Origin of the sequence: Brevibacillus sp. FSL K6-6036 (assembly GCF_037964015.1) — a bacterium.
GTDB classification, from domain to species: domain Bacteria; phylum Bacillota; class Bacilli; order Brevibacillales; family Brevibacillaceae; genus Brevibacillus; species Brevibacillus borstelensis.
The window spans coordinates 87,501-100,447 of sequence record NZ_CP150173.1; the positions used below are offsets into that span (position 1 = coordinate 87,501).

The 12,947-nt window shown below is 51.4% G+C and carries 15 protein-coding genes and 1 other RNA gene (1 of these 16 only partly in view); 11 read left to right on the forward strand and 5 right to left on the reverse strand.

All coding sequences use genetic code 11. The features are described 5' to 3' along the window. The 5 genes in view from NST37_RS00555 to NST37_RS00575 are tightly spaced (at most 18 nt apart) and all read left to right on the forward strand, a layout consistent with a single transcriptional unit that may run on beyond the window. A protein-coding gene (locus NST37_RS00555) for a NosD domain-containing protein (protein ID WP_003390172.1) crosses the window boundary here: on the forward strand, nt 1-577 show its final stretch. It extends 845 nt beyond the left edge of the window; the window shows 577 of its 1,422 coding nt (coding positions 846-1,422); its start codon lies beyond the left edge, outside the window; the stop codon is at nt 575-577. Continuing rightward, a complete protein-coding gene (locus NST37_RS00560; protein ID WP_024982955.1) occupies nt 574-1,158 on the forward strand; it encodes a nitrous oxide reductase accessory protein NosL in 585 nt (194 codons plus the stop codon). Before NST37_RS00555 ends, NST37_RS00560 begins: the two co-directional genes overlap by 4 nt. An 18-nt stretch (nt 1,159-1,176) precedes the next feature. Further along, nucleotides 1,177-1,995 carry an ABC transporter permease gene (locus NST37_RS00565; protein ID WP_003390174.1) on the forward strand — a complete coding sequence of 273 codons (819 nt, stop codon included), beginning with the start codon at nt 1,177-1,179 and terminating at the stop codon, nt 1,993-1,995. Beyond that, nucleotides 1,988-2,788, forward strand: coding sequence for an ABC transporter ATP-binding protein (locus NST37_RS00570; RefSeq protein WP_024982956.1), 801 nt, complete (start codon nt 1,988-1,990; stop codon nt 2,786-2,788). Before NST37_RS00565 ends, NST37_RS00570 begins: the two co-directional genes overlap by 8 nt. Further along, nucleotides 2,778-3,119, forward strand: a complete 342-nt coding sequence (locus NST37_RS00575; RefSeq protein WP_227278100.1) for a hypothetical protein — start codon at nt 2,778-2,780, stop codon at nt 3,117-3,119. Before NST37_RS00570 ends, NST37_RS00575 begins: the two co-directional genes overlap by 11 nt. 28 nt (nt 3,120-3,147) lie before the next feature. Here the strand turns inward: NST37_RS00575 and NST37_RS00580 are convergent, their stop codons facing one another. From NST37_RS00580 to NST37_RS00595, 4 genes are all read right to left on the reverse strand, one after another. Continuing rightward, the gene (locus NST37_RS00580; protein ID WP_003390177.1) at nt 3,148-3,357 is read right to left on the reverse strand and encodes a hypothetical protein; all 210 of its coding nucleotides are present in this window, start codon (nt 3,355-3,357) and stop codon (nt 3,148-3,150) included. Between the two features lie 19 nt (nt 3,358-3,376). Beyond that, a complete protein-coding gene (locus NST37_RS00585) occupies nt 3,377-3,790 on the reverse strand; it encodes an ArsI/CadI family heavy metal resistance metalloenzyme (RefSeq protein ID WP_003390178.1) in 414 nt (137 codons plus the stop codon). A gap of 72 nt (nt 3,791-3,862) precedes the next feature. Beyond that, a complete protein-coding gene (locus NST37_RS00590; RefSeq protein WP_003390179.1) occupies nt 3,863-4,213 on the reverse strand; it encodes a metalloregulator ArsR/SmtB family transcription factor in 351 nt (116 codons plus the stop codon). A gap of 112 nt (nt 4,214-4,325) precedes the next feature. Then, nucleotides 4,326-4,634, reverse strand: a complete 309-nt coding sequence (locus NST37_RS00595) for a DUF4870 domain-containing protein (protein ID WP_003390180.1) — start codon at nt 4,632-4,634, stop codon at nt 4,326-4,328. Nucleotides 4,635-4,871: 237 nt separating this feature from the next. Here NST37_RS00595 and NST37_RS00600 point away from each other — a divergent pair, with 237 nt between their 5' ends. The 4 genes from NST37_RS00600 (at nt 4,872) to NST37_RS00615 (ending at nt 9,621) form a co-directional block, all read left to right on the forward strand. Next, nucleotides 4,872-5,834, forward strand: coding sequence for a cation diffusion facilitator family transporter (locus NST37_RS00600; protein WP_085974964.1), 963 nt, complete (start codon nt 4,872-4,874; stop codon nt 5,832-5,834). A 132-nt stretch (nt 5,835-5,966) separates the two neighbouring features. Further along, the gene (hmpA, locus tag NST37_RS00605; protein ID WP_031933407.1) at nt 5,967-7,187 is read left to right on the forward strand and encodes an NO-inducible flavohemoprotein; all 1,221 of its coding nucleotides are present in this window, start codon (nt 5,967-5,969) and stop codon (nt 7,185-7,187) included. Between the two features lie 131 nt (nt 7,188-7,318). Further along, on the forward strand, nt 7,319-8,221 hold the full coding sequence (locus tag NST37_RS00610; protein WP_003390185.1) for a DMT family transporter: 903 nt from the start codon (nt 7,319-7,321) through the stop codon (nt 8,219-8,221). Nucleotides 8,222-8,325: 104 nt separating this feature from the next. Further along, complete coding sequence (locus NST37_RS00615) at nt 8,326-9,621, forward strand: NCS2 family permease (protein ID WP_003390186.1); 1,296 nt, start codon at nt 8,326-8,328, stop codon at nt 9,619-9,621. Between the two features lie 29 nt (nt 9,622-9,650). Here the strand turns inward: NST37_RS00615 and NST37_RS00620 are convergent, their stop codons facing one another. Beyond that, on the reverse strand, nt 9,651-10,541 hold the full coding sequence (locus NST37_RS00620) for a DMT family transporter (RefSeq protein ID WP_003390187.1): 891 nt from the start codon (nt 10,539-10,541) through the stop codon (nt 9,651-9,653). A gap of 297 nt (nt 10,542-10,838) precedes the next feature. Here NST37_RS00620 and NST37_RS00625 point away from each other — a divergent pair, with 297 nt between their 5' ends. Continuing rightward, nucleotides 10,839-12,605: an HD domain-containing phosphohydrolase gene (locus tag NST37_RS00625; RefSeq protein ID WP_243014917.1), complete on the forward strand. Its 1,767-nt coding sequence runs from the start codon at nt 10,839-10,841 to the stop codon at nt 12,603-12,605. 70 nt (nt 12,606-12,675) lie between these two features. Next, nucleotides 12,676-12,940, forward strand: an RNA gene (gene ffs, locus NST37_RS00630) — signal recognition particle sRNA large type. Nucleotides 12,941-12,947 lie beyond the last annotated feature (7 nt).

Consider the following 12,947-nt stretch of genomic DNA (forward strand, 5'->3'; position numbering starts at 1 on the left):
CCAGTCACAAATCGAGAACAACTTGATCGAGGGAAATCGCGTCGGACTGTTCATGGAACAATCCAGCGAAAATCTTTTTAAGGGAAATCAGCTTGAGAAAAACTTTATCGGCATGCAGCTAAAAGAGGCGGCCTACAACGAGGTAACAGCCAACCAGTTCATCTCCAATGTCATTCAGGGTCAGGCGCAGGCAAGCAAAGAGAATCTTTTGGAGGGGAACTACTGGGATACGATGCAGGGAATTGACCTTGATGGGGATCAACACAGTGATATCCCGTACGAGATGAACCCGTTTTTTCTTGCGTTGACGGGAGCTGTCCCGCCGTATCAGCTGTTTTTTCAAGCGCCAGGGTTTGTCTTTTTAGAAGGATTGTTTACATCCGGTACAGGTACGGCCATCCGGGATCCTCGTCCACTGATGGCACCTGCTAAAACGGTACTGGTGGCTACCGACGGGATTCTGCCCGCAGAGCAGACCGAGGAGCAACCCGAGGAGCGTACCTGGGTGATGAGTATCAGTGCATGCTTACTGGCGCTGACGAGTTTGGGAATCTATATGGGAGTGAGACAAAAATGAAGAAATGGACAATTGCAGCAGGCGCGATGATGGTAGCTTCTGTACTGATGATGGGCTGTGGCAAAGAGGAGGCACAGCCGGTAGAGATTGTGGAGGGCGTGGACAAGTGCGATATTTGCCATATGGAGGTCGCCAATAACCAGCACGCGACCGAAATTGTGCTCAAGGACGGAAAAGCTTTGAAATTTGATGACATCGGCTGCATGTACCGCTGGACGAATGAAAACGGAACAGAGCAAGTGGATGTCCAATTTGTTCGCGACTACCTTTCCAAGGAATGGGTGAAATCCGATCAGGCCAGCTACGCTTATGACGAGAGCTATAAAACGCCGATGGGCTATGGCGTGTACTCCTTCAAAGAGAAAACGGCTGCAGAGGTATTCGTACAGGAGCAGCAAACAGGCAAAGTGATGAGTGCGCAAGATTTGAGCAGCCACAGCTGGGAATCCAGTATGAAGAAGCATAAGGAAGAGCATGGGGGAGGCCACAATGGTGACGGCCAATCCGGTACCCACGGCGCGAATGCGGACGCAAATGGCTCGCACACGCCAAGCGCCGAAACGCAAGGCAAACACAATTGATCAGGGGAAGTGGCAGAAGTGCACATCGATAAAATCGCCAAACGGGAGATCAAGATCGGTTTTCGCAATCCGTGGGCATATTCCTTTATGGCTCTTTTTTCTCTGTTCAGCCTAGCCTTGCTGATCATCCAATCCCAATCGTTTATGGAAGGGTACACGTACACGACAGGGACTATGCTGAACCTGATTCTGTACCTCCTTCCCCTGATGACGATGCTGCTCGCCTCCTTTTCTCTTACCGCAGAAAAGGAGGAGGGGAGCTGGCAGCTGCTTTCTACATACGCGATCACCACGCCCGCTTTTTTATGGGGCAAGTATTTTGGATTGGCGGTGGTGCTCGTTTCGATCGTCTGCTTCGGTTACGGCGTATCCGGGCTGCTCGGGTCGTTTTTAGGGACTGGCTTTACACTTTCCGCCCTGCTTTTTTTCCTGTTCTTCTCCGTTTGCATTGTTTTGCTGTTTTTGGGAATCGCGATCGTCGTCGGTACATTGAGCAAAAACCGCTGGCAGGCGCTCACGTTCGGGGTGAGCATCTGGTTCTTCTTTATTCTCGCATGGCCGACGATACTCATCTCGGTAGTAAGCTTTTTGCCTTATACATGGATCAAGCCAATCCTGCAAATCGCCACCTGCCTCAATCCGGCCGAGTTTGTACGGATTTTCTCGGTAGTCAGAATGGGGGGCGGCTCCATCTTTGGTCCGGAATATTATAACTGGGTCACCTGGATGCAGTCTCCGTTTGGCATTGTCGGGTTTATCGCTCTCAGTATCGGGTGGATTGTCTGTACGATGGGGATTGCCACATTCATCTGGGAAAGAGGGAGATACCGTGATTAATATCGGGTTGGAAATGGTGCAAGTGACGAAAAAAATAAAGGGAAAAACGATTGTCCACCCGTTTGATCTTACCATCAGGCCAGGGCAGGTCGTTGCGCTTTGCGGCGGCAACGGGGCAGGAAAAAGCACGATTTTGCGAATGATTGCGGGACTAACCCAGCCGACCTCTGGCACCATTGAGCTGAATAGACTGGACCGGAAGCTTGACCGCGAGTATTATTTGCGGCAAATCGGCTACATGCCTGATCACTTCAACTTTGGTGCGGGCTTGACCGCCAGCGAGACAATCCGTTTTTTTGCCTCCCTCAAGGGGCGTACTGCACAAGAGGCAGAGGCCGCGCTAAGAGCTGTCGGTCTGGAGGAAGCCCGCAACAAACGGGTCTCGGTGTTTTCCAAAGGGATGCAGCAGAGACTGCTCTTTGCTCAAGCTATTCTGGACAAACCTGCATTGGTTGTTTTGGACGAGCCTACAAACGGTTTGGACCCGTATTGGATGGATACGTTTGTCAGTCTGGTCAAGGAAGTGAAACAGGCAGGGCAAGCCGTCATCTTCTCGACGCATCAGCTGCAGGTGGCTGAGGAAGCGGCCGACCGGGCCATTTTTCTGATGGACGGAAAGATGGTCAGTACGGGAACGATTGAGGAGTACCGCGCCCAGTACGGAACATCCGGCTTGCAGGGGGCCTTCGCCAGTCTGGTTAGCCGAAAGCCTTCCGATGGCGAAGAGGACAGGTCTGCCTCGCCAGTAAAAATTACAATCAGAAAGCGTGAGAATGAGCAGCATGATGAATAACAAAAGGATTTTCTTCCGTTTCCTGTTCGGAGGGGCAGCAGCACTGGCCGCGGTTGTCCTGGCAGCCAATTTTACCAAAATAACAGCAGCCCCTCCCGACGATACCCGAATGATCCTGGAGCATACTCATCGCACCTATATCTCTCCGCCATGCTACGAACAGGCGCAAAAGACCAATCATATCGCCGAATCTACGCTTGGAGAGGCTCGGACGCATTCCTACAGCCCAGAGTCAGCCTGTACCGAGCAGTCCTTGCAGCCGATTCAAATAACGCTTTCCGCCTGGCTGCAAGAAAAACTGGGCATTCAAAAAGGAAAGTGGGATTGGTAAGGGAAACTGGGACTGGCTACAGGGAGCATCAAGCGCAGGAACAACAGCAGGTTTGCGGTGCCGAAGCGATAGTGGCGCCGCTTTTTCCCGCAAGTAAACGCGCCTTTTGCCAAAGCGCAGAAACGGCAATCCGCCTGATAGATTTCTGCTTGAGATACTTCAATGCATGCCGAGAAATGAAATCAAGCTCCCGCTGCCTTTCCATAACCTGCATCTCCGCTACATAAATATTGTCCATCCTATCTCGTCTCCCTTGTTTATTTTTGATTGCAGCAAACAGTCGCATCTTTGGAATGAACATCGGCGTCCTCTTTTGTATAAAAGAACTCCCACTCATTGCCGTCGGGGTCTACTACCCAAAATTTGTCCTGTACCGCATAACAGCAGGTGGTATCGACCTCTTCCTTTTCGATGGTGAGTCCGGCTGCTTGCAGGCGCTCGCGATGTTCGGCCACTTCCCTCGCGCTGTCCACTTGAAAGCCGAAATGGTTGACCTGATTGCCGCCTACCTTGGACCGGGCATTGAGTGTAAAATTCAGGCGGACAGCCTCGACCAGAAACTTGGCGTAGTCGTCCTTTGTCTTGACCGGGTCAACACCGAAAAGACGGGTATAAAAGTCAACCGATTGATCAAGCCGTGTGCAATTGATTCCGACATGTGCATGTTTCATGAAAACAACCTCCTATATCAAAAATATTTGATGGATATATCAAAAAAAATTGATGAATAGACGAAAAAGAAATCAGCAGCAATCGCTGCTGCAGCGAAATACACAGCACAGCTCTTCGGATAACAAGCGGTTGACCTCTGCGTGATTCAGCCAATAGTAGTTCCAGACGCCGTCGCTTTCCTTCTGGATCAACCCGGCATCGAGCAAAATTTTCAGGTGATAGGAAAGCTTTGACTGCGCCATCTCCAGCACTTCCGCCAGGTCGCAAACGCAGACCCGGCCGTGCTTGGTCAGCTCGTGCATGATCTGCAGTCGTTTTTTATCTGCCAAAGCCTTGAATTTACTTTCAAAGAGATCAAAAGCTGGTTCTGTAGATGCTGTGTCCGACGGAGCTGTTTCAGAAACTGTGCTGATTTCTTTCATGGTCCGTTCCTTTCATCAAAAACTTTTGATATAGGCAATCATATGCGAAACGGATGTTTTTGGCAATCCATAAAATCAAATTTTTTTAATGAAGGCTATCGTTCGCCCTGCGTTACCCGACCAAAGCGCCAATGATCGGATAGGAGAAAGGACGTCCGCCGAGCGAATACAAAATACCTTTGATCGGGTAGTACAGCGCCATCAGGCCAAAAACGACAAAGAATGGAATGCCGATCAGGATGAAGACAAACGGCCAGGATATTGCAATCAGAACCCCGATAATCACGTGAAACAGCAATGCCTGAAGCGCTGTATTCTTAACCTCTCGATCGGCCATGAGCAGCCAGACGAGCAGCGGCACCAATACAGGTGCGAAAAAAGCGCTGGCGTGCGTGATAGCTTTTACTCCCTTATGATCCATGATAGATCCTCCCAGATAACGAAATAATAATGTCTATGTCCTTATAATACGAAACAGCACCTGCTTTCGTAACAGCCAAAAGCTTGAACAGGAGATCCACCTTGAGACGGAGAAATTGATTGGAAAAATCAGTCACATCCGTTATCATGAACATCACTTGTTTCGCTTATCCATTTAATCATGAAAGGGCTTGTTAAGAGGGGGATAACGTTGGGGAAATTGACCTTGTGGCAATTGATGAAAAAAGGTAATAAATCTTCTGCGGCGGCAGCACTGGGTAACACGGGCCTGGCGATCATAAAAGGCATCGCGGCTGCTTTGAGCGGCAGCGGGGCGATGTTTGCTTCGGCCATGCATTCTGTCGCCGATGCCGTCAACCAAGGATTTGTCTATGCGGGAAGTGTGCTTGCGGAAAAGGAGCCAACTCGTCGATTTCCGTCCGGGTTTGGCCGGGTCATCAACATCTTTTGCATGGTGGCTGTAATTGTGGTTACGATCATGGCGTATGAGACGATCCTGGAGGGCTTCCATCTGCTGGCCCACCCCGTACAGGCCGGACATTTTATACTCAATCTTGTCGTATTGCTCCTGGCTGTTGGCGTAGACGGCTTTATCCTGGTGAAAGCGATGAAGGAAATCGCCCGAGAGACGAGAACGGAAGCAAAAGGAATGGCTGTTATAAAAGTCGCATTTCAAAATGTTGGGCGTGCGGCGCCTCCGACCCGGCTGGTGTTTTACGAAGATCTGGTTGCGACATCAGGGGCTTTGCTCGCGTTGCTAGCGGTCATCGTCACCCAGTTGACCCCTGTGAAGGCACTGGACGGCATTGCGACGATTCTGATCGGAATCCTGATGGTCTTGGTGGCGTTTAAGGTTGGCTACGACAATATGGTGGGCTTGATCGGCGTGGCCGCTCCTCGCGAGGTGGAGGATCGGGTGGCGCGCATTATTTTTCAGGACCCTTCTGTAACGGATATCAATCGGATGAGAATTATGCAAGAAGGGCGCTTTTATCATGTTGAGGTTTATCTGGAGCTGGTAAAAGGTCTGACGCTTGCGGATGCAGACGATATCAAATTCCGGGTGCGGGACGAGCTGTTGAAGGACCCGGACATTACGGATGTCACGCTGGGCATTCTGGAGGACAACGACGTCCGCGACTGGCGGCCGGAAAAAGAAGAGCCCCAGCCGGTCCAATAGAAACGAAGACCCGCCCTGCCGTTCACAAACCTTCCACGTTTGATGTGATTCCAGTCACAGATGCGGAAAATGCCCCCCTTTATACTGAGAGTTGTCAAAGAAATTGACCTCAGGAAAGAAGGAGGGCCTAGCATGCTTAGTCCACAAACCATTGCGATCATCAAATCGACTGTGCCTGTCCTCGAGGTGCACGGCAAAGCCATTACAACCAGATTTTACGAAATGATGTTTGCAAGCCATCCCGAACTTTTGAACATATTCAATCACGCCAATCAAAAGCAAGGCCGTCAGCAAACAGCCCTTGCCAATGCCGTTTATGCGGCGGCTGCCCATATCGACAATCTGGAAGCGATCCTGCCGGCAGTGAAGCAAATCGCCCATAAGCATCGGAGTCTGGGCATCAAGCCGGAGCATTATCCCATCGTCGGGGAGAATCTGCTTGCCGCTATCAAGGATGTCCTGGGCGATGCGGCGACCGATGAAATCATCAATGCCTGGGCCGAAGCATATGGTGTCATCGCCGATGCCTTTATCAGCGTGGAAGAAGGCATGTACCGGGAAGCCGAGGCAGCAGAGGGGGGCTGGAGAGATTTTCGCGATTTCGTCGTGGTCAAAAAGGAGAAAGAGAGCGCTGTCGTAACATCTTTCTACCTGAAGCCAAAGGATGGCGGACCGCTTCCTCCCTTCCAGCCTGGCCAGTACATCAGCGTGAAAATGACAGTACCCGGTGAGACTCATACGCATATTCGCCAGTACAGCCTGTCCGACAGTCCCGGCAAGGAATATTACCGCATCAGCGTCAAGCGTGAAGACGGAGGAGAGGAGAAACCGGCTGGAATCGTCTCCTGCTATCTTCACAGTCATGTGCAGGAAGGCGATATCCTGCAAATCAGCGCACCTGCCGGCGATTTCATTCTGGATACGGAAGCCGACACGCCTGTGGTGCTGTTAAGTGGCGGCGTTGGGCTTACGCCGCTGGTGAGCATGCTTCAAACACTAGCGCAGCGTCAACCGAAAAGGCCGGTCATGTTCATTCATGCGGCTCGCAACAGTCTGACTCATGCGATGAAGGAGCAGGTAACTCAGCTTGCACGTCGTCATGAAAATGTACGGTCATATGTTCTTTACTCTGAGCCGACTGAGGAAGACCGCAAGCTCGGCGGCTTTGACAAGGAAGGCCATGTCGATCTGCCATTGCTGCAGTCACTGCTCCCCGATAACCGGGCTGATTTTTATTTCTGCGGCCCCGTTCCGTTTATGAAAACCGTCTATCGCGCGCTGCAGGAATGGGGAGTACCGCATGAACGCATCCACTACGAGTTTTTTGGTCCAATGGGTAGCTTGAATGAATAATTTTTAGTATAAATAAAATGTCCATTGTCTTTTCGCCCTCCGCTGCAAAGCGGAGGTATTTTTTTTCTTGCAATGCAAGCTTGCTCTCTCATCTCTCACTTATAATGGATGATTATGGGAGGCGTGATAGTGTGCATACAAAAAAACAACTTCTTTGGGCAGACTTGTCGTTACTTTTTATAGCTCTTGCCTGGGGCTATACGTTTATCCTGTCCAAGGATCTGCTGACGGAGCTGACACCCTTCGTTTTCACCGGAACGCGCTTCCTCGTCGCGGCTTTGATCCTGTTGCCGTTTGTTTGGAAACGTCTGAGGTCCGTTAGCCGGGAGGTGTGGATACAAGGAGCGGTTTGCGGAATTGCCTTGTGTGCCGCCTACACCTTGCAAATCCTGGGGATCGAGAGGACGACACCGGGCAAGGCCGGAGTTATTACAGGAACCAATGTGATTCTCGTTCCATTTTTGTATTTCCTGTGGAGAAGGCTGCCGGTAAAAAAGGGGGCAGTCATAGGCTCTCTGCTCGCTTTCGCAGGTCTGCTTTGTTTGTCGGGGGAAGGGGAATGGGCCGGGCTGTCGTCGGGCGATCTGCTCGTGTTCCTCTGTGCCGTCTTTTTTGCGCTGCACATCCTGATGGTCGACCGAGCCTATGAAAAGCACCAGGACATCGATACGCTTGCCTTTGTGATGATTCAGCTGATGGTTGTGGGCGTGATCGATACGGCGATTGCTGCCGTCAGCGAGCCGATTCCTCATCAGCTCAGCGGGTACGGCTGGTTTGCTTTCTGGTTTGACTGCCTGATCGGGACGCTTTTGGCCTATGTCGTTCAAATCAAGGCACAACAATTTTCTCCGCCGGTTCACGTGAGCATCCTGCTCTCCTTGGAAGCGGTTTTTGCCTTTCTTTTCTCCTGGCTCCTGTGGGGAGAACCGCTGACCACTGTCGTAGTGATCGGGGTGGCTCTCATGCTTGCGGGAATCTACGTGACGGAGCTGTCAGACCACAAGGAAAAGGCGGATGAAGTGGACCGCATTTGATCAAAATACGTGTATCCATCCTTTATCGGAGGGAGACAAAGCGCAATTTTTGCCGTTTTTATCTGGAGCTTTGAAAAATCGGATATACAGGAGCAGCTCTGCACATGATCAACCAGCGCAAGTGGACCTGGAAGCAGGAAGTGATCGCAGGTCTTACGACTTTTTTTACGATGGCTTACATTATGGTGGTAAACCCGCTTATTTTGGCCGATGCCGGTTTGCCGTTTGAACAGGGCTTCACCGCAACGATCATAGCCACTGTGGCGGGAACCTTGATCATGGGCCTGTGGGCCAATTACCCGATCGCTATCGCGCCGGCTATGGGGCTTAATGCGTATTTCGCCTACTCGGTTGTGAAAGCGGAGGGCGCCCTGACGTACACTGTCGCCTTTTCGGCTGTCTTTGTCGCCGGAGTGGTGTTTGTCCTGTTGTCTTTGACGCCGCTTCGCTCCAAGCTGATCGAAGTGATCCCCGATAATCTCAAATACGCCATTACGGCCGGGATCGGTTTGTTTATTACTTTTATCGGTCTGCGCTTAACAGGGCTTGTCACTGATCACCCGACCAATCTGGTCGCGTTGGGCGACCTTCACTCTCCGCAAGTTGTCCTGGCCTTGATCGGGCTCGGTGTCACGCTTGTATTTTTATCGCTCAATCTGAACGGTGCGCTTTTTTTCGGAATGGTGGTCACCGGACTGCTGGCTTGCCTGAATGGGCAGCTAACTTTTGAAAAAGGACTCATTTCCACTCCTTCACTGCCGAATGGTTTGATCGTTTTAAGCCCGATTCAGGCTTTTTCTGATGTGGCCAGCTACGGATTGTACGCTGTCGTTTTCTCCTTTTTGCTGGTTACCTTGTTTGATACGACTGGAACTGTGCTCGGAGTGAGCAGGCAAGCGGGATTACTGGTGGACAACAAGCTTCCCCGGGCAGAGAGGGCGCTGGTTGCGGATTCCGCTGCTACACTGATCGGCTCCGTATTCGGAACCAGTCCGACGTCCGCCTACATCGAGTCGGCCTCAGGGGTAGCGGCAGGAGGACGCACGGGAGTCACAGCGGTAGTGGTGGCGCTCCTGTTTGGAATCGCAGCGTTTTTTGGCCCTCTGGTGGGTGCCGTATCAGGGATTTCTGCGATTACTTCTCCGGCGCTCGTCGTGGTAGGCTCCATGATGCTGGGCAATGTCCGCTATATCGATTGGGATGCGATGGACGAGTCTTTCCCCGCCTTTCTCGTCATCGTCAGCATGCCGCTCACCTCCAGCATCGCGACGGGGATCGCGCTCGGGTTTATTTCCTACCCGCTGATGAAGGTGTTGAAAGGGAAATGGAGAGAAGTGCATCTCCTTGTTTATATTTTTGCTATCCTGTTTATTTATCAGCTTGCATTCTTGCCGCATTAAGGCAGATGCGAAAAGCGCCCTCTTCCTGCTCAAGACAGGGGAGAGGGCGCTTTGCTTTTTCCGCGGTGGCGTGCCCACTCAGGCAGCACCATTCCGAGCAGGATGACGACCACGCCAAGCCATTGCAGCAGGCTGACAGACTCCTGCAGGATGATGTAGGAAGAAAAGACGGCCGTCGGCAGCTCCGCAGCTCCCAGGATTCCGGCCATCCCCGGACCGGTGTGCGGGACTCCGAAAGTAAAGCAAACAGTCGGGACAAACACGCCGAACAAGGCGAGCAGAAACACATATCCAAACAGGCCTTCCCACAGCACGCCGCTGGTGAGAAAGGCTGGCGGGTAGATAAGAAATATGAGCAGCATAGAGCCAGTCGACATAAAAGATGTACGAATCCAGGGATTCACGTCGGCAGCCGCTTTTCCGCTAAAAAAGATAAACAAGGTGTACGAAACGGCAGCCAAAAGCCCAAAGATGACACCGACGAGCGAAAATTCGCTGATTCCTTTGTCCAGCACACCCCCGGCCAAAAGCGTGCCCGCGAGCAGCAGAACGAGTGAAAACAAGGTGGGCGCAGAAGGTTTTTTGCGTGTGAGGATGGTCTCCAGCAAGACGCCCATCCAGGTAAACTGAAACAGCAGAACAATCGCAATAGAAGCGGGTATATGCTGCAAGGCGTTGTAGTAGAGCAAACCGGTGGAGCCGACCGGAAGTCCAGCAGCCAAAAGCAGCAGAATACGCTTGAGAGGCGGCTTATGGCGCAGGGCAAAGAGGGCCGGTATCCACGTTAGTACGAAACCAAAAAAGATCTGCCCGCCTACTACTTCCGCCGGTGAATATCCTTGTCCGTAGGCCAGCTTGACAATCGTCGACAAAATTCCATAGCTGCATGCGCCCAAAAAGACAAGCAGAATGTATCGCATAGGTATGTAACTCCTTACAGTGTGTTTGTACTTTGCTAGGATAATACGAATATTTCCTTTTGTCTATGTATGGAAAATTTGATGGCAAAAAAATCCGTTCAATCAACAAATAACAGGTTTATTGTCCACTCCAAGGTGGAAGGTATTGAAGTGTCACCGAATATTGGCAGCAAACCAGATTCAGTTTGTCAAACAGAGCGGGCATCTCCTTTTCATAGCGTATGCTTGGAGGACAGGAGATATCCTTTTGCCAAAGTGTCGTCGCAGCCAAAAAACTGACTGAGAAGGGGGAGGCTCATGTTTTCTAAAGCAAAAGATCGAATATTTGCAGCCTTGCTGTTTTTGTGCCTGATCCCCATCATCCTCGTCAGCCTGGTCAACTATCATGCGGCGAAAAAGGCGCTGTTTGAACAGTACTCGACAAACATCCGGGAACACATGCGCCGCCTTGACGACCAACTTTCCCTCTACTCGATGGTAGGGCAACGGGAACTGGACAAGCTGGCGGAAAAATTGTCAGCCCCGATCAATTCCGGCAAGCTCATCATGCCTCCAGGCAGAGGCCATCCCCCCTCCACTCCGACTGCTGAGACAGCGGCCGTACTTGAAGCTTTTACCGAAATTCAGAAAAAACACGCAAACTCGCGAAATATTTGTCTGATCGGCATTGATGGGACCTCCCTCTTCTTGCTGCCGAAAAACGGGGGAAGTGAAAGCGACCCGCGAGGATGGGATGTTTACCATCATACGTTGAGGGACGGGCAGGGCCATTTTCATATTATGAAGAGCGACGGTCGGGAAGGAGAGAGCTGGTGGACCTCCCGTCTGATAAAGGATGACCAGGGCAGGCTTTTTGGGGTTCTGGCGATAGAGTGGAATGCCAAACAAATCAACAAATGGCTGCAGAAAGATATCCGACCGACCAATACGACGCTGCTCATCTTTTCCAGAGGCAATATGCTGCTTTTTGGAGACAAGGACGGAACCGACAGGGAAGACTGGACGGGTCAGGAATATTCTTCGGTGCTCCAAGCGCTGCAGGAAGGTACCGGAAAAGAAGTCATTTCGTTCATTCATGGAAATGAAGAAATGCACCTGTTTCACTACATGTCGCCTGTATCGGGATACACCTACGTAGAGCTCCTTCCGAACAGTGCGATTGACCAACAGCTAAATCCGCTGAAAGAGATCTTTTGGGTGGTCACGATTCTGGTGGTGTTGTTGGCGGTGATCATTACCCGGCGGGTGGCCAAGTGGATTAACAGACCGATCCGTTCCCTGGTCGAGGCGACGGAAGCCTTGCAGCAGGGCGATTTCTCCATACGGGTAAAAAAACACGGGCTGCAGGAGATATCTCAGCTTGAGGATAAATTTAATCAAATGGCCTCACAGCTTCAGACGCTGATCCAACGCGAGCGGGATTACATGCAGACAGGGCTCGATCAAATCGTCCGGAGCTTCTATCTGGCCGTTGAAATGAAGGACCCATATACCGCGGGGCACAGTGAACGCGTCACGGAATATGCGCTGATTATCTACGATCATATGGACGAACGAAAAAAAGCGGAATTTTCCCGTGATGACCTTCGTTTTGCAGGGTTGATGCACGATATTGGCAAGGTGGCGATACCTGATCGCGTCCTGCTCAAAGACGGAAAGCTGACGGACGAGGAGTATGAATTGATCAAGCTGCATGCCTCGATCGGCGCGAATATCGTCAATCAAATCGTAAGTCTTGCCCACGTGAGCCCTGGTGTCCGCCATCATCATGAGAGGTGGGACGGCAGGGGGTACCCGGACAGGCTGGCGGAAAAGGATATCCCGCTGATGGGGAGAATTTTGGCAGTTGCCGATACCTTTGATGCGATGACTTCAACTCGTTCTTACCGAAAAGCGCTTTCCATGGAGGAAGCTCATGCCGAGATCCTCCGCTGCGCCAGCACCCAGTTTGATCCGGAAATCGTTCAGGTGTTCAGCAAGGCTTACAAAGCAGGTTGTTTCCATAGAAACAAGCTTCCATCCTACACCAACCAAAGCGATCTGCCGGCAGCTGCACAAGCCTGAGGGGGAGATTCCCTCTTTTGGTTGGCTTTACGCCTTGCGATTACACCTTATCTTTGGTATGCTTATGCTACCGTGCTAGACGGGGAGGTTGCGGTGCCCTGTAACCTGCAATCCGCAATAGCAGGGTTGAATTCCTATCAGAGGTCTTCTCATGTGAGGCTGCCTTATGATGGCGGTGTTGAGGAGCGGGTCCTGTGCAACGTGAACCCATGAACCTGGTCAGGTCCGGAAGGAAGCAGCCATAAGTGGATCATCGCGTGTGCCGCAGGGTAGCCTGTTCTGAGCTGTAGTCATAAGTAACGCTTGGATGGGGACGATCGACGATAGGTGCACGGTATATAA